This is a genomic window from Actinomycetospora flava (assembly GCF_037400335.1).
Lineage (GTDB): Bacteria > Actinomycetota > Actinomycetes > Mycobacteriales > Pseudonocardiaceae > Actinomycetospora > Actinomycetospora flava.
In genome coordinates this window covers 198,672-219,201 of sequence record NZ_JBBEGM010000003.1, presented here as the reverse complement: position 1 = coordinate 219,201, position 20,530 = coordinate 198,672, and the positions used below count along the sequence as shown (strand labels likewise).

The following is a 20,530-nucleotide window of genomic DNA, read 5'->3' as shown; positions in this document are numbered from 1 at the left end:
GGTCACGCATGACCGACACCCCCCTGCCGCCCGGCCTCGTGGTCGCCGCGCTCACCCCGTTCGTCGGCGACTCCGTGCGCGTCGACCAGCGCCGCCTCGCCGCGCAGGTCGAGCACATCGCCGGGTACGCGCCGTCGGCGATCAGCGTCGCGGGCGTGGAGAGCCAGGAGTTCCAGGTCCTCGGGCGCCGGGCGCGGCTGGCGATGCTCGACACGGTGGTCGCGGCGGCGCCGGGCGTGCCGGTCGTCGCCGGCGTCTCCAGCCCGTCGCTGGCCGAGTCGATCTCGTTGACCAAGGAGGCCGCGAAGCGCGGGGCGTCGCTCGCGCTGGCCGTGGCGTCGCCCAAGCCCTGGGGCGCGGCCCCGACCGGCGACGAGGCCCACCGCTGGTTCTCGCTGCTCGCGGACGCCAGCCCGATCCCCGTGATGCTCTACAACAACCCGCGCCTGGGCGTGGACCTGAGCGTCGACACCATCGCCCGGATCGCGAGCCACCCGCAGGTCGCCGGGCTCAAGGAGACGTCGCGCGACGAGACGAAGCTGCTCGGGCTCGTGTCCCGCGTCGCCGAGCACGCTCGCGTCTTCACCAACATGGAGATGCTGCTCTCGACGCTGGTGCTCGGCGGCGCCGGCGCGATGCTCCCGACCCCGGGCCTGCCGGTCGCCGCCCGGGTGCTGGACGCGGTGCGCCGCGGCGACCACGAGGCCGCCGCCGCGGACGCGCTGTTCTTCGCCGACTTCCCGAGCCGCTGGAACGCGCTCGGCTTCCTGCCCGCGGTCAAGGCCGCGGCGTCGCTCATGGGCTGCGAGCTCGGCGGCCCCCTGTGGCCGTGGGACGGCCTCGACGAGACCGCCCGCGCCGACCTCGCCGCACACCTCGCCAAGTGGGACCTGCTCGACCACTTCACCCGGGAGTCCCGATGACCCTGCACGACCTCTCCCACCAGCTCTGGGCGGGCATGCCGAAGATCCCGATCCTGCCCGAGGTCGAGCGCCACCAGATCGCCTCGATGGCCGACGGCGCGCCCCTGGACATCTCGTCGATCACCCTCGCGCTGCACGTGGGCACGCACGTCGACGCGCCCTCGCACGCCGTGCCCGGCGGCGCCTCCATCGACGAGATCCCGCTCGAGCGCTTCCACGGCCGCGCCGTCGTCGCGTCCGTCGACCGCAAGCCCGGCGAGGAGATCACCGTCGACGACGTCCTCGCCGGCGGCCCCGAGCCGCAGCGCGGCGACTTCCTCGTGCTGCACACCGGCTGGGGCGAGCGCTTCACCTCCGAGGAGTACGGGGACCACCCGAGCCTGTCGGTGGAGCTCGCCCGCTGGGTCGTCGAGCGCGGCATCCCCTTCGTCGGCGTCGACATGATCACCCCGGACCTGCCGGTGCACCGCCGCGGACCGGACTTCGCCTTCGACGTCCACCGCACCCTGCTCGGCGCGGACGTGCTGATCGCCGAGAACCTCACCGGCCTCGCCCCGCTCGCCGGCGGCCACGCGTTGCTGCGCGCGTTCCCGCTGGCCGTGCGCGGCGGCGACGCCGGCCCGGCCCGGATCGTCGCCGAGGAGATCCCGTCATGAGCCGTCCCCTCGACCGCGTTCCCGGGCCCCTCGACGACCCCACCAGCCCCTTGTCGCAGGCCGCGCAGGCGCCGCTGATGCTGGGGCTCTTCCTGCCCCTGCAGACCGGCGCGTTCTCGCAGTCGACGCTGCCGCGCGGCACCCGCTGGGACTTCGAGTACAACCGCGCCCTGACGGCCCGGGCGGAGAGCGCGGGCTTCGAGTTCGTCTTCGGCCTGCAGCAGTGGGTCTCCCAAGGCGGGTTCGGCGGCGAGATGGGATACCGCGAGGACTTCCTCGACCCGTTCATCTCCACGGTCGCCCTGGCCGCGACGACGACGCGCATCCTCTCGCTCTCCACGGTGCACGTGCTCTACGGCAACTGGCACCCGCTGCACCTCGCGCGCTTCGCCGCCACCGCCGACCACATCTCGGGCGGGCGCTACGGGCTCAACATCGTCACCGGCTACGCGGAGAAGGAGCCGCGGATGTTCGGGATGGAGCGCGTCGACCACGACCGCCGCTACGAGCAGGCCGACGAGTTCACCTCGATCATGGAAGACCTGTGGGCGGGCCGGTCGAACCTCACCTACGACGGCGCGTTCTACCGGCTCCACGAGGCCTACGTCTCGCCGCGCCCGCGCTACGGCCGCCCGATCCTCGTGGCCGCCAGCGGCTCGCCCGCCGGCTACGCGTTCGCCGGGCGCCACGCCGACATCGTGTTCACGTCGAGCCCCGCGGGCGCGGACTTCGACGGCGCCATCGACGCGCTGCCCGAGCACGTCGCGACCATCAAGCGGGCCGCCCGCGCGCAGGGCCGCGAGGTCAAGGTGATCATCTTCCCGCTGATCGTGTGCCGCGAGACCGACGCGGAGGCCGAGGCGTACCGGGATCGGATCGTCGAGCACGCCGACCACGGCTCGCTGGTCAACTACCACGCCCGCCACACCGGCGGCGACAGCCAGGCGTGGCCGCAGCACGTGCTCGCCGACCGCGCGCTGGGCGGTCATCTGCAGATCACCGGCGGCCCGGAGAAGGTCGCCGAGTCGCTCGAGCGCCTGCACGCCGCGGGCTTCGACGGCGTCCAGCTCGGCTTCTACGACTACGAGCCCGACCTGGAGCAGTTCGTCGAGACGGTGCTGCCGCTGCTGGAGAAGAAGGGGCTGCGGCCGTGAGGTCGGAAGCCGTCCTGACCGCGACCGTCATGGGCCTGGGCATGCACCAGGGCGCGTGGCGGTTCCGCGACGGCGACCCGTTCGACCACCTGGGGCCCGACTACCACCTCGAGAACGCGCGCCTGGCCGAGGCGGGCGGGCTGCACGCGCTCTTCCTCGCCGACACCCTCGACGGCTCCGAGGAGCGCTACGCCCGCCCGTCGCTCGGCGCGCTCGACCCGGCCGTCGTCCTGGCCACGCTCGCCGCGGCCACCGAGCGGATCGGGCTGGTCGCGACGTCGTCGACCAGCTTCAACGAGCCCTACAACCTCGCCCGCCGGATGGCGAGCCTCGACGCGATGAGCCGCGGGCGCGCCGGCTGGAACGCGGTGACGACGTTCGTGCCCGGCGCCGCCGCGCAGTTCGGCGACGCCCCGCTGCCCGACCACGCGGCGCGCTACGCCCGTGCGGGCGAGTTCCTCGACGTCGTGAAGGGCCTGTGGGGCAGCTGGTCGCCGGAGGCGCTGGTCGGTGACAAGGAGACCGGGCGCTACGTCGACACCAGCCATGTGCACGCCATCGAGCACCACGGCGAGCACTTCACCGTCCGCGGCCCGGCGACGCTGCCGCCCTCGCCGCAGGGCCGGCCGGTGATCTTCCAGGCCGGGTCGTCGGGACCCGGGCGCGACCTCGCCGCCCGGCACGCCGACGTCGTCTTCACCGCGCAGAACACCCTCGAGGCCGCCGTCGCGTTCCGCGCGGACCTCCGTGCCCGGGCCGCCGCGCTGGGCCGCGACCCCGACCACCTGCTCGTCCTGCCCGGGCTCGTGCCGGTGCTGGGCGACACCGCCGCGGACGCGCAGCACCGCAAGTCAGCGCTCGACGGCGCCCGCGGCATCGGGCCGGAACTGGACAAGCTCGCGCTGCGGGTCGGGGTGCCGGTCGCCGAGCTCGAGCTCGACGCCCCGCTGCCGGTCGAGCGCATCCGCGCGAACGAGGGCTTCCGCGGCTCGCACGGGTTCCGCGACGCCGCCGTCGAGCTCGCCGTGCGCCGCGGGCTGACCGTGCGCGAGCTGCTGGCCGAGAACGGCGGCGGGCACCTGCAGGTCGTCGGCACCCCTGACCGGGTCGCCGACACCGTCGAGACCTGGCTCGACGCCGGCGCCGCCGACGGCTTCAACCTCATGATCGACGTCCTGCCCGACGGGCTGGCCGCCGTCGTCGACGAGGTCGTGCCCCGCCTGCGCAAGCGCGGCCGGTTCCCCGCCGACTACGTCGGCACGACCCTGCGCGAGCACCTCGGCCTGCCGCTCCCCGCCTGACTGCCCCGACGGGTCGAGCTCCCGCTCCGCTTCGTCTCCCACCCCGCACCCCATCCCGGAGGACACCCATGTCCGCACCCCCCGACGCATCCCCGGTGCGCGCGGCGCTCGCCGGCCCCGTCGCCCGTGTCGTCATCGACCGGCCCGACGACGGCAACGCCCTGACCTACGCCGCGATGACCGCGTTCGTCGAGGCGCTCGAGACCGCCCGCGACTCGGGTGCCTCGGTGCTCGTGATCGGCGGAGAGGGCGCCGACCTCACCGTCGGGCGCGCCAAGCACGAGCGTGTCCCCGGCGTCACGCGCACCGAGAACCTCTCGCTGATCCTGCGCGCCAACGCCGCCCTCGCCGCGTTCCCCGGCGTCAGCGTCGCCGTCGTCCGCGGCCGCGCCCTCGGCTTCGGCACCGGCCTGGCCCTGCACAGCGACCTCGCGATCGCCGCGGACACCGCCGTCCTCGGGTTCGACGAGCTCGCCCACGGCCTGCCGCCCCTCGTGGTGCTGACCTACCTCTACCGGCACGTGACGCCGAAGGTCGCCGACGACCTCGTGCTCACCGGCCGCCGCGTCGGCGCCGCCGAGGCCCTGACCCTCGGCCTCGTCTCGCGGGTCGTCGCCGAGCCCGACCTCGACGCCGTCGTCGACCGCACCGTCGCCGAGCTCGCCGGGCGCGACGCCTCCGCGCTACGCCTGCTCAAGGAGTTCGGCCGCGCCCACAGGAACACCCAGCCCACCCCGGAGGCCGGCGCCGACGCCGTCGCCCGCCTCGTCGACTGGATCGAACGTCCCCAGGGAGCCACCTCATGACGACCACCAGCTCACCCTCACCGACCGCGCCGCCACCGACCTCCACACGACGGCAACGCCGCAGCGCCTTCGCCTCGGCCTGGCTCGGGTGGGGACTGGACGGGTTCGAGACCTACGCGATCGTGCTGGTCTCGAGCTTCGTCGTCGCCGACCTCATCGGCCCGAACTCGTCACCGGTCTACGTCGCGACGATCGTCGCCGTGCAGCTGATCGCCTGGGCGCTCGGCGGCCTCGCCTCCGGCGTGCTCATCGACTACTTCGGGCGCCGCCGCCTGCTCATGTACTCGATCGTGCTCTACACGGTGGCGACCGCGCTGTCGGCGCTCTCGCCGAACTTCGCGGTCTTCCTGGTCCTGCGCATCATCGCCGGCTTCGGGATGGGCGCCGAGTGGGGCCCGGGCTCGGCGCTGGTCGCCGAGACGTGGCCGGACCGCTCGCGCGGCAAGGGCCTCGCGCTGCTGCAGTCGGCGTTCGGGTTCGGCTTCCTCGCCGCCACCGGCGCGTTCTTCGCGCTCGAGCAGCTCGACGGCACCACGTGGCGCTGGATGCTCGCGGTCGGGGCGGTGCCCGCGCTGCTGCTGCTGTTCCTGCGCAGCCGGGTGCACGAGTCGCCGCTGTGGGAGCAGGCGGACGAGCGCCGCCGCGACGTCGTCGCCCGCGTCGCGGCCGGCGAGGACGTCGACGCCGAGGAGCGTCAGCTCACCGTCTTCACCCACCGCCGGATCTTCGCCGACAAGCTGTACCGCTCGCGGATGCTCAAGCTGCTCGTGCTCTCCACGTCGAGCCTCGTGGGCTGGTGGGCGGTCTCGAGCTGGATCCCGCAGTACGCCCGGACGATCGTCGCCGGGCTGGGCCTCGCCCCGAGCACCGTCACGCTGATCCTGCTCGCCTACAACGTCGGCGGCGTCCTCGGCTGGCTCGCGTGGGGCGTGCTCGCGGACACGATCGGGCGGCGCTGGACGCTGTGGAGCTACTACGCCGGCGCGCTGATCATGACCTGGGTGCTGTTCGGCCTGTCCTACTCCTCGCTGGGCTGGCTGATCGCCGCCGTGTTCGTCAACGGCATCTTCACCCTCGGCCAGATGGGCTGGATGGCGACCTATCCCGGCGAGCTGTTCCCCACGGCGGTGCGCGGCAGCGCGATCACGATCGTCTTCAACGCCTCGCGGTTCCTCGCCGCCGCGGGTGCGCTGCTCTCCGGCGCGATCATCGGCGGGCTCGGGGGCATCACGGTCGCCGCGCTGACCATCGGCTCGATCTACGTGCTCGGGCTGGTGTTCTCGCTGATCGTGGGCCCGGAGACGCGCGGGAAGCCGCTGCCGTCATGACACTGCGGGACCGCGTCGTCGTGGTCACCGGAGCCGGGCAGGGCATCGGGCGGGCGCACGCGCTGGCGATCGCGGCGGCCGGGGCGACGGTGCTCATCGCGGAGCGGGACGCCGACCGCGGGGAGGCCGTGGCCAACGAGGTCGAGACCGCCGGCGGGCGGGCCGAGGCGCGGCGGGTCGACGTCACCTCCCACGACGAGGTCGCGGCAGTGGCCTCGTCGTGGATCGAGGCGTACGGGCGCATCGACGGCCTGGTCAACAACGCCGCGCTGTTCTCGACGATCACCATGCGCCCGTTCTGGGAGATCCCGCAGGCAGAGTGGGACGACGTCCTCGCGGTGAACGTGCGCGGGCCGTGGGCGGTGACGGCGGCGCTGCTGCCGGGGCTGCGCGCGTCGGGGTCGGCGAGCGTGGTCAACATCGGCTCCGACGCCGTCTGGCTCGGACGTCCCGGCTACCTGCACTACGTGGTGAGCAAGGCGGGCGTCGCGGGCATGACCCACTCGATGGCCCACGAGCTGGGCGCCGACGGGATCCGCGTCAACACGGTGTCGCCGGGCCCGGTCTACACCGAGATCGAGCGCGGCACGGTGACGGCGGAGCAGAAGGCGGCGATGCGGGCGGCGCAGGCGCTGCCCCGCGATGCGGGCCCGGAGGACATCACCGGCCCGGTGGTCTTCCTGCTCTCCGACGCCGCCGGCTTCGTCACGGGCCAGACCCTGCACGTCGACGGTGGCCTGATCCACCGCTGACACGTGCGTGATCTTCTAAGCTATGGCTCAGAAGATCACGCACGTGGTGGGGCGGCGCCGCGGAGCACCTCCAGCAGCGCCTCGGTCGGCGCCTGGACCGGCAGGAACGCCGCCTCGCGCAGGCGGCGCGCGGTCGGGCTGTCGGCGACGTAGCCCGCGCCGCCGACGACGGCCGCCTCCAGCCGGGTCGCCTCGCCGGCGAGACGGGCGGCCTCGTGACGCAGGGCGGCGTGGTCCTTCGGGCCGGCCGTGTCCGGGCGAGCCGCGACCCGGTGGAGCGCGTGCCGGGCGGCGTCGAGCGCGACGCCGACCTCGTGCGCGTGCGGCGCGAGCGACGCGGCGACGCCCTCGAGGCCCGGGCGGGCCTCGAGGATCGACCGTCGCGCGAGCCCCAGGCAGAACGCCGACTGCACGAGCATCAGCCGGGGTCGGCACGCGCCGACGAAGGCCGGCAGGTCCTCGGTGAGCACGCGCTCCGGGGTGACGGCGACGTCGTCGAGCGTCAGCGAGGACGAGGCGGTGGCGTTCATCGCGAGCAGGCGCGGCGGCGGGTGCACGGTGACGCCCGGGGCGTCGACGTCGATCGCGACGACCGCGCGGCCGTCGCCGACCTGGACCGGAACCACGAGCAGCGCCCCGGGGAAGAGGTTGGACGCCCAGCTGACGGGGCCGTCGACCCGCAGCCCGTCGCCGTCGCGGCGCGCCACGAGCGGCACCGCGCCGAACCCCGCGAGCTCGCGTAGCGCCGGCGCGAGGCCGGTGGAGCCGAAGCGCTCGGCGCGGCTGAGGGCGGCGAGGTCGGCGGCGCGGTCCGGGTACGGGGCGTGCGCGAGGTAGTCGATCACCATGCGATGGGCCCACACGGAGAACGCCGTGGCGAGGCAGCGCGCCCCGAGCTCCTCGACGAGGGAGACGACGTCCGGGAGCTCGCCGGCGCGCTCCGGGCCGGTGCCGAGCGCGAGGAGGTCGAACGCCGCGAGCTCGCGCAGCGCCGGGCGCACGTCGTCCTCGCCGCGGTCGAGCGCTCCTGCGCGCCGCTCGACGCGGTCGAGCACGGCGTCGATCTCCTCGGTCACGGTGCACGCCTTCCCCGCGAGGCGTTCGGCCGAACTCCGGCCGTGCGGTCAGGTCGGGACGCGGGGTCGTCCGCCGAGGCGGGGTTGTCGGTGGGGGTCGATCCAGTCGGGTGGGGTGAACCAGGGCCGGCCGTCGAGGATCTTCACGGTCCAGTGGTCGTGGTGGAGCAGTTGGTGGTGGTAGCTGCACAGCAGCACGAGGTTGTCGATCCGGGTGGGGCCGTGGTCGCGCCAGTGGCGGATGTGGTGGGCGTGGCAGCGCCGGGGGCGGCGGGTGCAGTCGGGGAAGGCGCAGCCGCCGTCTCGCAGGTTGAGGGCGCGGCGGATGGCGTCGGTGACGGTGCGTTGGAGGCGTCCGACGTCGAGGGGTTCTGATTTCGGGCCGAGGACGATGGGGACGATGTCGGCGTCGCAGGCCCAGCGGCGCAGGGTGGCGGGGTGGACGGGGGTGTCGGAGTCGAGCAGTCCGTAGCCACGGTGGCGGCCGTGGGTGGTGAGGGTGTCGGTGAGCCACCGCTGGTCGAGCGTGATTGTCAGCAGTGCCCGCCCCGGTCGCTGGGCTCGCGCCGGTGCCCGTCCGGACGGCTCCGGGCGGCGGGGCGCAGGGATCAACCCGTCCTCGGCCGCGTCACGAGCGGTGTCATCGACCGCGTCATCGACCGCGTCATCGGCGGTCGGGTCGGTCGGGTCGGTCGGGTCGTTGGTCTCGCCCGGGTCGCGGCGGGTGTCGGTGGCGATGCCGTGGGGGCCGGTGGCGTCGTTGACCAGCTCTTTGAGTCCTTCGATGCGCCGCAGTTTGAGTTCGCGCTGATCGTCGGGCCCGCACGGGGTCGCGAGGGTGTCGATGGTCTCGACGAACGCCTCGGCGTCGACCGGATCCGACATCCGCCCCCGGAACAGCAGCATCCCGTTGCGGCGGCGCACGAACCACAGTTCGTCATCGCGCCCCGCGTCCTCCTCCGGCGGCTCTTCGCCGTCGGGGTCGAGGTGGGCCAGCACCCGGTCCGCGACCGCCTGCAACCCTTTCGGACCGAGCCGGGTTGCCTCGTCGGCCAGCCGCTGTTCCGCGTCAGCCCACAGATCGGGCGCGAGGGAGTCGACGCGATCGAGCCGTCGCATGGTGGTGCGGATGATCGCGACGTGCGCCGGCCCGACCTCCCCGGCCGCCGCCACCGTCGCGGTGGCCGGCAGCCGCGGGGGTAGCGGCTCGCCGGCCAGCGAGCTGCGGGGGCACAGGTCCCGCGCCTCGCCGACGAGGCGTTTCGCCTCGGTGGCGGGGATGCGCCAAAGGGTCTCGAGCAGCCGGCGGGTGCAGCGGTCCCCGGACAGTTCGGCGACCTGGGCGCGGTCGAGCTCGGCGACCTGCTCGAGACGGGCGTAGGCCTCCCGGCGGCGGGCGATCTCGCCGAGGCGGGCGCGCTCGAGCGCGTCCCGCTCCACCGGCCCGAGCACCCGTTCGCTCATGTGTTCGAGTCTACCAAAGAACCGCGCCATCGGCGACAGCCGCGTCAGAGCGAACCGCGAAGTCAGGACCGCCTCAGCGACCCCGCGACCGGCACTTTTCGCAGCTCAGCGATCTGATGATCATGCGCGCCGCGCCTCTCGCGCGAGCGCTGCCCCGGTCAGCGTTCCGGCGAAGGGCGCCCCTCGCCCATCTATCCGACCGACGGTGCCCTTCGGTCGGAAACCCCTGACGCAGCCACGTCACAAGCCCCCGGAGAGTGCGGTCACACGCGGCGTGCCCCCGCTTGACCCCTCCGATCCGCCATCCGAGGATCAGGCCGCCGCGAGGATCTGGAACCCGCGGCCACGAGCACGAGACGAGGTGTGACGCGTGGGCGGAAGCCGGCTGGCCCGTCGCCGTCACGTCGACCTCGGGCGTCTCGCCAGCGCGGCCTGTCGCCGCGTCTGAGCTCCCCGAGCTGATCTCCCGACCGGTCTCCCCGGTCGTCTCGTTCCGCCGCGCGTCGCCCCGCGCGCCTCCCTGCCCGGAAACGGACACATGACACTCACCCAGGACACCCCTGTCCACAGCCCCGACGCCGTCATCGCCGGTCTCGCCGACGACCGCGCCCGCCGCGAGCTGGAGGGCATCCGCCCGTTCGCGCAGGTCGAGGCCCTGCGCGACGCCGGCGTCACGGCCCTGCGCGTCCCCCGCGAGCACGGCGGCGCCGGGATCACGCTGCGCGAGTTCGTCGAGAAGCTGATCGAGATCGGGCGCGCCGACTCCGACGTCGCCCAGATCCTGCGCGCGCACTTCGCGGTCGTGGAGACCCTGCGTCTCGTCCCCGGGGCCGACGCCTGGTTCGACGTCGTCACCCGCGGCGAGATCATCGGCAACGCCGTCACCGAGGCGACCGGCGCGCACGCCGGCGACTTCGTCAACCTCGGCACCCGCTTCGTCCCGGACGGCGACGGCTACCGCATCACCGGCGAGAAGGCCTACTCGACCGGCACCCTCTACGCGTCGCGCGTCTGGGTCTGGGGCGTCACGCCCGACGGGGTGCCGATCAACGCGATCGTCCCCACCGACCGCGCCGGCGTCACCGTCTCCGACGACTGGGACGGCTTCGGCCAGCGCGCCACCGGCACCGGGACGACCCGCTTCGACGACGTGCGCGCCGAGCCGGACGAGGTGTTCGCCGCCCCGGAGGGTGACGAGCCCCCGCCCCGCTCCCCCGTCGGCGCCTTCCTGCAGCTCTACCTCACCGCGATCGTCGCCGGCATCGCCCTCGACGCCCGCGACGACGCGATCACCCTGATCCGCAGCCGCTCGCGCAGCTTCACCCACGCCGGCACCGACCTCCCGCGCGAGGACCCGGTGCTGCTCGCCGTCGTCGGCGAGATCGCGGCGAAGGCTGAGGCCGCGAAGAACGTCGTGCTCGCCGCCGCCGACACCCTCGGCCGGGCGCTCGACGAGGGCGGCTCGGCGGAGGCCGCCGCGCTCGACGCCGCGCAGGCCAAGCTCGTCGTCGACGCGCTCGCCCTCGAGGCCACGACGCAGCTCTTCGACGTCGGCGGGGCCTCGGCCACGCGCCGCGGCGCCAACCTCGACCGGCACTGGCGCAACGTCCGCACCCTCGCCTCGCACAACCCCGACCCGCTCAAGAGCCGGGTCATCGGCGAGCACCTCGTCCTGGGCACCGACCTGCCCGACAACACCTACTTCTGATCACGGAGACCCGCATGTCCGACACCACGACCCAGGCGCACCCCGCCTTCGGCCCCACCGCGATCGCCCACGACGCCGAGGTCCTCGGCTCGACGATCCACTACGTCGAGTCCCTCGCCGGCGACGACGGCAACCGCGACCCGATCGTCTTCCTCCACGGCAACCCGACCAGCTCGTTCCTCTGGCGCCACGTGTTCTCGCGCCTCGAGGGCCAGGGCCGGCTGCTCGCGGTCGACCTCATCGGCTTCGGCGACTCCGGCAAGCCCGACATCGACTACTCGCTGGAGGACCACCAGCGCCACCTCGACGCCTGGTTCGACGCCCTCGAGCTCACCGACGTCACCCTCGTGCTCCAGGACTACGGCGCCGCCTTCGGCCTGCACTGGGCGAGCCGGCACCCCGACCGCGTGCGGGCCGTCGTGCTCGCCGAGCCGGTGATCCACGCGATCGAGTCCGAGGCCCTGCCCGAGGCGTTCGTGTCGACCCGCGCGCTCGTGCGCACCCCGGGCGACGGGGAGCAGTTCGTGCTCGACGACAACCGCTTCGTCGGCGAGCTGTTCCCCGGCTTCTTCCTGAAGCCCCTCGCCGACGACGACCTCGCCGAGTACCTGCGCCCCTTCCCCACCCCGGAGTCACGCAAGCCGGTGATCGTCTTCCCGCGGCAGCTCCCGGTGGACGCCGACCCGGCCTCGACCGTCGCGTACCTCGACGCCTTCACCGACTGGCTGCGCACCAGCGACGTCCCGAAGACGCTGCTGACCTACGAGCCCGGCTTCCTGCTCACCCCGGAGGTCCTGAAGTGGGCCCGGGCGACGATCAAGAACCTCGAGGTCGTCGACGGCGGCGCCGGCATCCACTTCGTGCAGGAGGAGTCGCCGGAGCCGATCGCCGAGGCCGTCGTCGCCACCCGCGCCCGCGCCGGCTTCTGAGCGGGCATGCACCTCAACGCGTTCATCCTCTCCTCGGGGCACCACGAGGCGTCCTGGCGCTACCCGGGGTCGACGCCGGAGCGGATGTTCGACGCCGCGTTCTACACCGATCTGGCCCGCACCGCGGAGGCGGCGAGGTTCGACGCGGTGTTCCTCGCGGACATCCCGAAGCTCGACGACAACGTCGCCTACAACGCCGTCGGGCGCCTCGACCCGCTGCTGGTGCTCGCGACGATCGCCGCGGCGACCGACCACATCGGGCTGATCGGGACGGCGTCGACGACGTACTCGTACCCGTGGTCGCTCGCCCGGTCGCTGTCGACGCTGGACCACCTGTCGCGCGGCCGGGCGGCATGGAACATCGTCACCACGGACTCCGCGGCGGCCGCGCGCAACTTCGGGCTCGACGCCAACCCGGACCCGGAGTCGCGCTACGAGCGCGCCGACGAGTACGTCGACGCGGTGCTGCGGCTGTTCGACAGCTGGGAGGACGACGCGATCCTGCTGGACCGCGACGCCGGCCGGTACGCCGCGCCGGAGAAGATCCACCCACCGCGGCTGACGGGGTGGGTCGACGGCGCGCTGACCACCCCGCGACCGCCGCAGGGCCACCCGGTGCTCGTGCAGGCCGGGGCGTCCAACCACGGGCGGGGCTTCGCGGCGAAGTACGCCGAGGCGATCTTCACCGCGCAGCAGCGCCTCGAGGACGCGCAGACCTTCGCCCAGGACATCCGCAAGCGCGCGGCCGACCTGGGCCGGGACCCCGAGCACATCAAGATCCTGCCGGGGCTCAGCCCGTTCATCGCCGGCACCGAGCACGACGCCCGCAAGCTGCAGCAGGAGTTCGACGAGCTCACCGTCGTCGAGTACGGGCTGGTCCAGCTGCGCGACCTGGTCGGCATCGACGTCGGGACGATCCCGCTCGACGAGCCGGTACCGCTCGACCTCGTCGCCGACGCCGGCGAAATCGGCGACAACCAGCGCAGCCGTCGCCAGCTCGTCGCCGGGATCATCCGGCGCGAGCGGCCGACGCTGCGCACGCTGCTGCACCGCCTCGCCGGGGCGCGCGGGCACCGGGTCGTCGCCGGCACGCCGGAGCAGATCGCGGACACGATGCAGGAGTGGTACGTCGAGGGCGGCGCCGACGGGTTCAACGTCATGCCGCCGTGGCTCCCCGGCGGGCTCGAGGTGTTCGTCGAGACCGTCGTCCCGATCCTGCGCGAGCGCGGGCTGTTCCGGGCGGAGTACGAGGGGACGACGCTGCGGGAGAACCTGGGTCTCCCCCGCCCGGCCAACCGCTACACGGCGACGGGCTGACCCCCGGCGCGCCTACGGTGGGTGCGCCCTGTCGATCACTGGAGGAGGACCCCTGCCCGAGAAGGTCGACCTGCTCGAGGGCCTGCGCACGACCCCGGCGCGGCGCTACCTCGCGGAGACCCCGATCCCCGACGACGTGCTGTGGGAGCTGCTCGACACCGCCGTGCGCGGCCCGTCGGGCGGCAACCGCCAGACCTGGGGCTGGGTCGTCGTCACCGACCCGGCGGTGAAGGCCCGCATCGCCGAGCACTACCAGCAGGGCTGGGAGAAGATCTACGGGGTGCGCCGCGAGGAGCTGCTCGATCCGGCCCGCGCCGGCGCCGCGGACGGCCTGAGCCCGGCGTCCTTCCGTGCCGCCGACCACCTCGCGTACCACCTGGCCGAGGCGCCGGTGTTCGTCGTGCCGGTGCTGCGGAACGGCGCGGACTCGACCGACAAGCGGTTCGGCGCCTCGATCTACGGGGCGGTGCAGCAGCTGCTGCTCGCCGCGCGGGCGCACGGCATCGGCGGGGTGCTCACCTCGCTGCACCTGCTCTCCGGCGAGCGGGAGGTCGACGAACTGCTCGGGCTGCCGGAGGACGCCGTGACGATGGGCCTCGTGCCGCTCGGCTACCCGGTGCGCGGGCGCTGGTCGACGCCGCGCCGCCAGCCCGTCGAGCAGGTCGTGCACTGGGAGCGCTGGGGCGAGAACCGGTCACGGGGCTGAGAGCTCACCCCGCCGCCCGGCGATCGCCGCGAGCAGCGTCCGGGTGTACTCGTGCTGCGGGTCGTCGAAGATCTCGGCGGTGGGCCGCAGCTCGAGCAGCCGGCCGTCGCGCATCACCCCGACGCGGTGCGCGACCCGCCGGACGACGGCGAGGTCGTGGGAGATGAACAGGTAGGCCAGCCCGTCGCGCTCCTGCAGCTCGGCGAGCAGCTCGAGCACCTGGGCCTGCACCGACACGTCGAGCGCCGACACCGGCTCGTCGCACACGACGAGGTCCGGCGCCAGCGCGAGCGCGCGGGCGATGGCCACGCGCTGGCGCTGGCCCCCCGAGAGCTCGACCGGCCTGCGCTCGAGGGTCGCGGCGGGCAGCGCGACCCGGTCGACGAGCTCGGCGGCGCGCGCCGCCTGCTCCGACGACGACCCCACACGGAACGCGCGGAGCGGCTCGGTGATCACCTCGCGGACGGTGAAGCGCGGGTCCAGCGACGCGTAGGGGTTCTGGTAGACGAGCTGGGCGCGCCGCCGCAGCTGCCGCCACGGCTCGCCGCGGACCGCGGTGACGTCCTCGCCGTCGAGCAGCACCTGCCCGGCCGTCGGGTCGGCGAGGCGCAGCAGCAGGCGCGCGGTCGTCGACTTGCCGGAGCCCGACTCGCCCACCAGCGCGAGCGTCTCCCCGCGAGCGATCGCGAAGGACACATCGTCCACGGCGCGCAGTGACCCGCGCCGCCAGCTACCCGACGTCCGGGGCAGCGGGAAGTCCTTCACCAGGCCCCGGACCTCGGCGATCGGGGTGTCCCCGCCGATCGGTGGCGCCGGCGGCGGCGGGTCGGTGACGGCCAGCCCGGGCGCGGCCGCGAGCAGCTCGCGGGTGTAGGCGTCGCGGGGATGCGCGAGGAGCTCCGCCGTCGGGCCCTGCTCGACGACCCGCCCGCCGGACATGACGACGATCCGGTCGGCGCGATCCGCCGCGACCGCGAGGTCGTGGGTGATGAGCAGCAGGGAGCTGCCCGACGCCTCCCGGAGCTCCTCGAGGTGGTCGAGGATCTGGCGCGCGATGGTGGCGTCCAGCGCGCTGGTGGGCTCGTCGGCGATGAGCAGACCGGGGTCCGCGGCGATCGCCACCGCGATCAGCGCCCGCTGCCGCATGCCGCCCGAGAGCTCGTGGGGGTACTGGCCCGCGCGCACCGCGGCGTCCGGGAGCCCCGCCCGCTCGAGCAGCGCGACGGCCTTCGCCGGCGCCGAGCGGCGGTCGGCGAGCCCGTGGGTCCGCAGCACCTCGGCCACCTGCGCGCCGACCTTCTGCACCGGGTTCAGCGACACCGCGGGGTCCTGCGGCACGAGCCCGATCCGCGCGCCGCGCACCGAGCGCCACTGCCGGTCGGTGCGCCCGACCAGCTCGTCCTCGCCGAGGCGCACGCTCCCCGACCGCACCGCCCCGTTGTCCGGGAGCAGGCCGATGATCGCCTGCGCGAGCGTCGACTTGCCGGATCCGGACTCGCCGACGATCGCGACCACCTCGCCCGGCGCCACCTCGAGATCGACCCCGCGCACGGCGTCGACGGTCCCGCCGGACACCCGGTAGTCGACCTGCAGGTCCTTGACGCTCAACGAGCTCATCGGTCCCGCCCCCACTCGCCGTCGAGCGCCTTCGAGACGCGGTTCACCGCGAGCACCGTGGCCGCGATCGTCAGGCCCGGCATCGCGCACATCCACCAGGCGGTGGCCAGGTAGTTGCGCCCCTCGGCCACCAGCGACCCCCACTCCGGGGCGGGCGGCGGCGCGCCGTAGCCCAGGAACGACAGCGAGGAGACCGCGAGGATCGCGAGCCCGAACTCCAGCACCGCGAGCACCAGCACCGGACCGGCGGCGTTGGGCAGCACGTGGCGGCCCAGCGTCACCCACCACCGCGTCCCGACCGCGCGGGCCGCCTCGACGTAGACGGTGCCGCGCACGCGCAGCGTCTCCGCGCGCATGACGCGGGCGAACTGGGCGACGCTCGCGACACCCACGGCGATGGCCACGTTCGTCGTGCCGAAGCCGAGGGCGGCGATCAGCGCCAGGGCCAGCAGGATCGGCGGGATGGCGAGCAGGACGTCGACGAGGCGCATCAGCCCCTCGTCGACCCACCGGCCGACGAACCCGGCCAGCAGCCCGATCAGCCCGCCGACGACGAGGGCGACCGCCACCGCGATGAGGGTGGCCTGCAGCGACAGCGAGGTGCCGTGCACGACGCGCGTCCAGACGTCGCGGCCGAGGTAGTCGGTCCCGAACCAGTGCCCGGGGCCGGGTGGCAGCGAGCGCTCGCGGGGCACGGCGAGGTTCGGGTCGCCGGGGGCGAACAGCTGCGGGAACACCGCGGAGATCAGCACGAACACGATCACGAGGACCGAGACGACGAGCCCCGGACGGCGACGCAGGAAGCGGAACAGCCGGCCGCGGTCGTGCGCCGCCGGTTCGGCCGGGAGGGGTGCACGGTCCGGTCCGCGCTCGAGGAGCTCGGTCATGCCGGCACCGCCTGCGCGACGCGCGGATCCAGCAGGGGGTAGAGCAGGTCGACGACGAGGTTGACCACGACGAACACGAACGCCGCGAACAGCACGACGCCCTGGACCAGCGGGATGTCCTGGTCCGCGACCGCGGACACGGTGATGCGGCCCAGCCCGGGCCGGGTGAAGACGGTCTCGACGACCACCGTGCCGGCGAGCAGGTTGCCCGTGACGTACCCGAGCACCGTCAGCGCCGGGAGCGCCGCGTTGCCCAGCGCGTGGCGGAGGTGAACCGCGAGCGGCCCGACGCCCTTCGCGCGGGCGGTGGTCACGTACGGCTCGGCGAGCGCCTGGCTCATGCTCTTGACCAGCACCTGGGCGATCAGCGCCCCCGTCGGCAGCGCGAGGGTGATCGCGGGCAGGACCAGCGCCTCCGGCCCCCGGGCGCCGACGGCGGGCAGCCAGCCCAGCTGGAACGAGAACAGCTGCACCAGCATGAGGCCGACCCAGAACACCGGCAGCGACACCGCCAGCGACGGCAGCCCCATGAGGGCCTGCGCGAGCCAGCGGCTGCGGGTGTAGGTGGCCGTCAGCGCCACCCCGGCGCCGAGCAGCACCGCGAGCACGAGCCCCGCCGACGCGATCTGCAGCGTCGGCGGCAGGGCCTCGCCGATCGTGCTCGTCACGGGCTGGCCGTTGACGAAGGACGTCCCCAGGTCGCCCTGCAGCGCCGCCCACAGCCGGTCCAGGTACTGCACGGGCACCGGCTGGTCGAGCCCGTACTGCGCCCGCAGCGCGTCGAGCTCGGCCGTGGTCAGCGTCGTGCCGTCCGACGCCCGCGCGACGAGTGTCGCGACGGGGTCGGCCAGCAGGTACAGGACGGCGAACGAGACGGTGTAGGCCGCCCACAGCACCCCGACGGCCGCCGCGAGCCGCCGCAGCAGGTACGGCCCACTCACGGCTCCGACTTCCAGGTGTCGTGCAGCTGGATGCGCGACGACGCGTCGAACGCGACGTCGTGCGCGCCGGGTCCGACCGCGAGCGTCGTGGTGAGCTCGGCGACCGGCACCACCAGGTGCTGGCCGACCAGCTGCTCCTGCGCCTGCGCCACCTGCTGCGTGCGCTGCGCGGGGTCGAGCGTCCCCGCCTGCGCGGTGAGCAGGGCGTCCAGCGGCGTCCCGGCCGGGAAGCGGAACGAGTTCGGGCCCGCGGTGCCGTACTGCGCACGCAGGATGTCCGGGTCGGCCCGGCTGACGTTGAGCCAGAAGGCCGTGAACTGCCCGCTCTGCTGGATCGTCGCGGTGTCCGCCACCGGTCGTTCCTGCAGCTGCAGGTCGATCCCGACGGCGCGCAGCTGCTGCTGCACCAGCTCGAGCGCCGGCCGGTTCGTCGCGATGACCGGGGCGTAGATCAGGGGCAGCGTCAGCCGCTGCCAGGCCCTCGCGCGGATGCCGTCCGGGCCCGGGGCCCAGCCCGCGGCGTCCAGTACCGCGCCGGCGCGGGCCGGGTCGAAGGCCAGCGCCGCCGACTGGTCGGCGTAGTCCGGCGTCGTGGACGCGAGCGCGGACGTCGCCGGCCGCGTCTGGGACGTGTAGACCGCGGAGACGACCTCCTGCCGGTTGATCGCGGCGGAGATCGCCTCGCGGACCGCGGCGTCCTGCCCGAGCGGCGTCGACTGGTTGAAGACGATCCCGAACGGCGTGCCGGGGTTCGCCCGCGACGGCAGCTCGATGCCGGCCCCTGCCAGCGGCGCCTCGTCCTGCGGGCCGATGCTCGCGATGGCGTCGACCTCGCCGGACTGCAGGCTGCCGGTGCGCACCCCGGACTCGGGGACCACCCGGAACTCGGCACGGTCGAGGTAGGCCTCGCCGGGGTGGGTGAACAGCGACGAGCCCCAGGAGTAGCCGGCCCGCTTCGCCAGGATCGTCGACTGGTTCTTCGTGTACGTCTGCAGCACGAAGGGCCCGGACCCGACGACGCCGGCGCAGCGCTGGTCGTCGGTCTGCGCCGCGCTCGCCGGCGCGAGGATCCCGAGGCTGTGCGTCGAGGTGCCCTGCAGGAACTGCACGTTGGGCTGCGCGAAGCGCACGGTGAACGACGTCGGGCCCGTCACCGTCGTGCCCTGGTACCCGGCCAGGTAGCCCTTCGGCAGGGTGCCGCGGGCCCCCAGCGACGGGACGCGGTCGAAGGTCGTCTTCACCGCGTTCGCGTCGAGCGGGGTGCCGTCGGAGAAGGTCACCCCGGGGCGCAGCTGGAAGGTCCACTCGGTGGCCTGCGGGTTCGACTGCCACGACGTCGCGAGCCACGGCCGGATGTCGCCGCTGGCCGGGTCCTGGTCGGTGAGCGAGTCGACGACCTGGCGCATCGAGTAGATCGAGTCGTTGCTGCCGACCTGCTGCGGGTCGGCGCAGCCGGCGTCGCTGGACACGGCGAACACCAGCGTGCCGCCGGGGCGAGGGGGCCCGGCGTCGGCGGCCTGCCCGCCACCGCCTCCCCCGCCGCAGGCGGCCAGGACGAGAGCGGCGGCGGCCGTCACGGCCGCGAGTGCGGTGCGCTTCACGAGGCCACCTCGTGACGCGGCTCGCCGAAGCGGGACGGCGACGCGAGCCCCAGGTTCTCCCGCAACGTGCCTCCTTCGTAGTCGGTCCGGAACGCGCCGCGCTCCTGGAGCAGCGGGACGACCCGGTCGACGACCTCGTCGATTCCCGACGGGCTCACGTGCGAGCCGAGGATGAAGCCGTCACAGGCGTCGGCCTGGACGTAGCGGTCGATCTCGTCGGCGACGTGTTCGGGCGTCCCGACGAACACGGCGCGGTCGAAGACCTTCTTGACGACCTCGCGCAGCGACAGCCCCTCGGCCTCGCCGATCTCGCGCCAGGCCGTCGCGGTGGCGTGCGCGTCCTGGGTCAGCGGGGCGCGCCCGCGGATCCACGTCGGCGCCTCGGGTGTGGGGTCGACGTCGGGGACCGGGCCGTCGGGGTCGAAGCCCGACAAGTCGCGGTTCCAGACCATCTCGGCGAGCACGATCGCGGTCCACGGGTCGACCTGGCGGTCGTGGATCAGCTCGTGGCGTTCGCGTGCCTCCGCGTCGGTGTCACCGAGGACCACGGCGGCGGACGGGAGGATGCGCACCTCGCGGGGGTCACGGCCGGCCGTCGCGACGCGCGCCTTGACGTCGTCGTAGAACGCGCGGGCCTGGTCGAACTGCTGGTACCGGGAGAAGATCGCGTCCGCGCCGGCGGCGGCGAAGTCGCGCCCGGCCGGCGACTCGCCGGCCTGCAGGATCACCGGGTGGCCCTGCGGGCTGCGCGGCACGGTGAAGCGCCCGCGGATGTCGAACTGGTTCCCCGACACGGCGAAGTCGCCGACGTGCCCGTCACGCAGGAATCGGCCGGAGTCCGGGTCGGCGACCACGGCGTCCGAGCCCCACGAGTCCCACAGCGCGCGGACCGCGGCGAGCGTCTCGCCGGCGCGCTCGTAGCGCTGGTGGTGGCCGAGGTAGCCGCCGCGGCGGAAGTTCTCGCCGGTCGGCGCGTCCGAGCTCGTCACCACGTTCCACGCGGCGCGCCCGCCGGAGAGCACGTCGAGCGTGGCGAACTTCCGGGCCAGCTCGAAGGGCTCGTTGAACGTCGAGTTGATCGTGCCGGCCAGCCCGATGTGCCGGGTGACCGCGGCGAGCGACGCGAGCACGGTGAAGGTGTCGGGGCGGCCCACGACGTCCTGGTCGAAGAACTGCTCGCCGCGGGTGCGGACGCGCAGGCCCTCCGCGAGGAAGAGCAGGTCGAGCTTGCCGCGCTCAGCCGTGCGGGCCCAGTGCTCGAACGACGCGAAGTCGATGTGGCTGCCCGAGGCGGGGTCGCTCCAGACCGTGTCGTGGTTGACCCCGGGGAAGTAGGCGCCGAGGACGATCTGCTTGCGGCTCAT

The 20,530-nt window shown here is 74.1% G+C and carries 19 protein-coding genes; 12 read left to right on the top strand and 7 right to left on the bottom strand.

Going from position 1 to position 20,530, the window contains the following annotated elements:
• Positions 1 to 8: 8 nt before the first annotated feature.
• From WCD58_RS10585 to WCD58_RS10555, 7 genes are all read left to right on the top strand, one after another.
• Positions 9 to 923, top strand: a complete 915-nt coding sequence (locus WCD58_RS10585; RefSeq protein WP_337702441.1) for a dihydrodipicolinate synthase family protein — start codon at positions 9 to 11, stop codon at positions 921 to 923.
• Positions 920 to 1,579 (top strand): cyclase family protein, encoded by a 660-nt coding sequence (locus WCD58_RS10580; protein ID WP_337702439.1) that lies wholly within the window; start codon positions 920 to 922, stop codon positions 1,577 to 1,579. The genes WCD58_RS10585 and WCD58_RS10580 overlap by 4 nt, the downstream gene beginning before the upstream one ends.
• Positions 1,576 to 2,733, top strand: coding sequence for an LLM class flavin-dependent oxidoreductase (locus WCD58_RS10575; RefSeq protein WP_337702437.1), 1,158 nt, complete (start codon positions 1,576 to 1,578; stop codon positions 2,731 to 2,733). The genes WCD58_RS10580 and WCD58_RS10575 overlap by 4 nt, the downstream gene beginning before the upstream one ends.
• On the top strand, positions 2,730 to 4,034 hold the full coding sequence (locus tag WCD58_RS10570; protein WP_337702435.1) for an NtaA/DmoA family FMN-dependent monooxygenase: 1,305 nt from the start codon (positions 2,730 to 2,732) through the stop codon (positions 4,032 to 4,034). Before WCD58_RS10575 ends, WCD58_RS10570 begins: the two co-directional genes overlap by 4 nt.
• Before the next feature lie 68 nt (positions 4,035 to 4,102).
• Complete coding sequence (locus WCD58_RS10565) at positions 4,103 to 4,840, top strand: enoyl-CoA hydratase/isomerase family protein (protein ID WP_337702433.1); 738 nt, start codon at positions 4,103 to 4,105, stop codon at positions 4,838 to 4,840.
• On the top strand, positions 4,837 to 6,168 hold the full coding sequence (locus WCD58_RS10560; protein WP_337702431.1) for an MFS transporter: 1,332 nt from the start codon (positions 4,837 to 4,839) through the stop codon (positions 6,166 to 6,168). The genes WCD58_RS10565 and WCD58_RS10560 overlap by 4 nt, the downstream gene beginning before the upstream one ends.
• Positions 6,165 to 6,920, top strand: a complete 756-nt coding sequence (locus tag WCD58_RS10555; RefSeq protein WP_337702429.1) for an SDR family NAD(P)-dependent oxidoreductase — start codon at positions 6,165 to 6,167, stop codon at positions 6,918 to 6,920. The genes WCD58_RS10560 and WCD58_RS10555 overlap by 4 nt, the downstream gene beginning before the upstream one ends.
• A gap of 35 nt (positions 6,921 to 6,955) precedes the next feature.
• Here WCD58_RS10555 and WCD58_RS10550 read toward each other — a convergent pair whose 3' ends face one another.
• Together WCD58_RS10550 and WCD58_RS10545 are read right to left on the bottom strand one after the other, a co-directional pair.
• Complete coding sequence (locus WCD58_RS10550) at positions 6,956 to 7,996, bottom strand: acyl-CoA dehydrogenase family protein (RefSeq protein ID WP_337702427.1); 1,041 nt, start codon at positions 7,994 to 7,996, stop codon at positions 6,956 to 6,958.
• A 48-nt stretch (positions 7,997 to 8,044) separates the two neighbouring features.
• Complete coding sequence (locus WCD58_RS10545) at positions 8,045 to 9,460, bottom strand: HNH endonuclease signature motif containing protein (RefSeq protein WP_337702425.1); 1,416 nt, start codon at positions 9,458 to 9,460, stop codon at positions 8,045 to 8,047.
• 370 nt (positions 9,461 to 9,830) lie between these two features.
• On the opposite strand from WCD58_RS10545, the gene WCD58_RS33630 reads away from it, so the two are divergent.
• From WCD58_RS33630 to WCD58_RS10525, 5 genes are all read left to right on the top strand, one after another.
• Positions 9,831 to 9,908 (top strand): putative leader peptide, encoded by a 78-nt coding sequence (locus WCD58_RS33630; RefSeq protein ID WP_373696210.1) that lies wholly within the window; start codon positions 9,831 to 9,833, stop codon positions 9,906 to 9,908.
• Between the two features lie 90 nt (positions 9,909 to 9,998).
• The gene (locus WCD58_RS10540) at positions 9,999 to 11,168 is read left to right on the top strand and encodes an acyl-CoA dehydrogenase family protein (protein WP_337702423.1); all 1,170 of its coding nucleotides are present in this window, start codon (positions 9,999 to 10,001) and stop codon (positions 11,166 to 11,168) included.
• 14 nt (positions 11,169 to 11,182) lie between these two features.
• Positions 11,183 to 12,097 (top strand): haloalkane dehalogenase, encoded by a 915-nt coding sequence (locus tag WCD58_RS10535; protein WP_337702421.1) that lies wholly within the window; start codon positions 11,183 to 11,185, stop codon positions 12,095 to 12,097.
• Positions 12,098 to 12,103: 6 nt separating this feature from the next.
• Positions 12,104 to 13,414, top strand: coding sequence for an LLM class flavin-dependent oxidoreductase (locus WCD58_RS10530; RefSeq protein WP_337702419.1), 1,311 nt, complete (start codon positions 12,104 to 12,106; stop codon positions 13,412 to 13,414).
• Between the two features lie 28 nt (positions 13,415 to 13,442).
• Positions 13,443 to 14,120, top strand: coding sequence for a nitroreductase family protein (locus tag WCD58_RS10525; RefSeq protein ID WP_337702887.1), 678 nt, complete (start codon positions 13,443 to 13,445; stop codon positions 14,118 to 14,120).
• Here WCD58_RS10525 and WCD58_RS10520 read toward each other — a convergent pair.
• Genes WCD58_RS10520 through WCD58_RS10500 form a run of 5 tightly spaced genes read right to left on the bottom strand, consistent with a single transcriptional unit; the run spans position 14,109 to position 20,530 of the window.
• Positions 14,109 to 15,737, bottom strand: coding sequence for a dipeptide ABC transporter ATP-binding protein (locus WCD58_RS10520; RefSeq protein WP_337702417.1), 1,629 nt, complete (start codon positions 15,735 to 15,737; stop codon positions 14,109 to 14,111). The two genes, WCD58_RS10525 and WCD58_RS10520, sit on opposite strands and share 12 nt — an antisense overlap.
• On the bottom strand, positions 15,734 to 16,624 hold the full coding sequence (locus WCD58_RS10515) for an ABC transporter permease (RefSeq protein WP_337702415.1): 891 nt from the start codon (positions 16,622 to 16,624) through the stop codon (positions 15,734 to 15,736). The genes WCD58_RS10520 and WCD58_RS10515 overlap by 4 nt, the downstream gene beginning before the upstream one ends.
• Positions 16,621 to 17,565 (bottom strand): ABC transporter permease, encoded by a 945-nt coding sequence (locus tag WCD58_RS10510; protein ID WP_337702413.1) that lies wholly within the window; start codon positions 17,563 to 17,565, stop codon positions 16,621 to 16,623. The genes WCD58_RS10515 and WCD58_RS10510 overlap by 4 nt, the downstream gene beginning before the upstream one ends.
• Positions 17,562 to 19,166: an ABC transporter substrate-binding protein gene (locus WCD58_RS10505; protein ID WP_337702411.1), complete on the bottom strand. Its 1,605-nt coding sequence runs from the start codon at positions 19,164 to 19,166 to the stop codon at positions 17,562 to 17,564. Before WCD58_RS10505 ends, WCD58_RS10510 begins: the two co-directional genes overlap by 4 nt.
• Positions 19,163 to 20,530, bottom strand: coding sequence for an NtaA/DmoA family FMN-dependent monooxygenase (locus WCD58_RS10500; protein WP_337702409.1), 1,368 nt, complete (start codon positions 20,528 to 20,530; stop codon positions 19,163 to 19,165). Before WCD58_RS10500 ends, WCD58_RS10505 begins: the two co-directional genes overlap by 4 nt.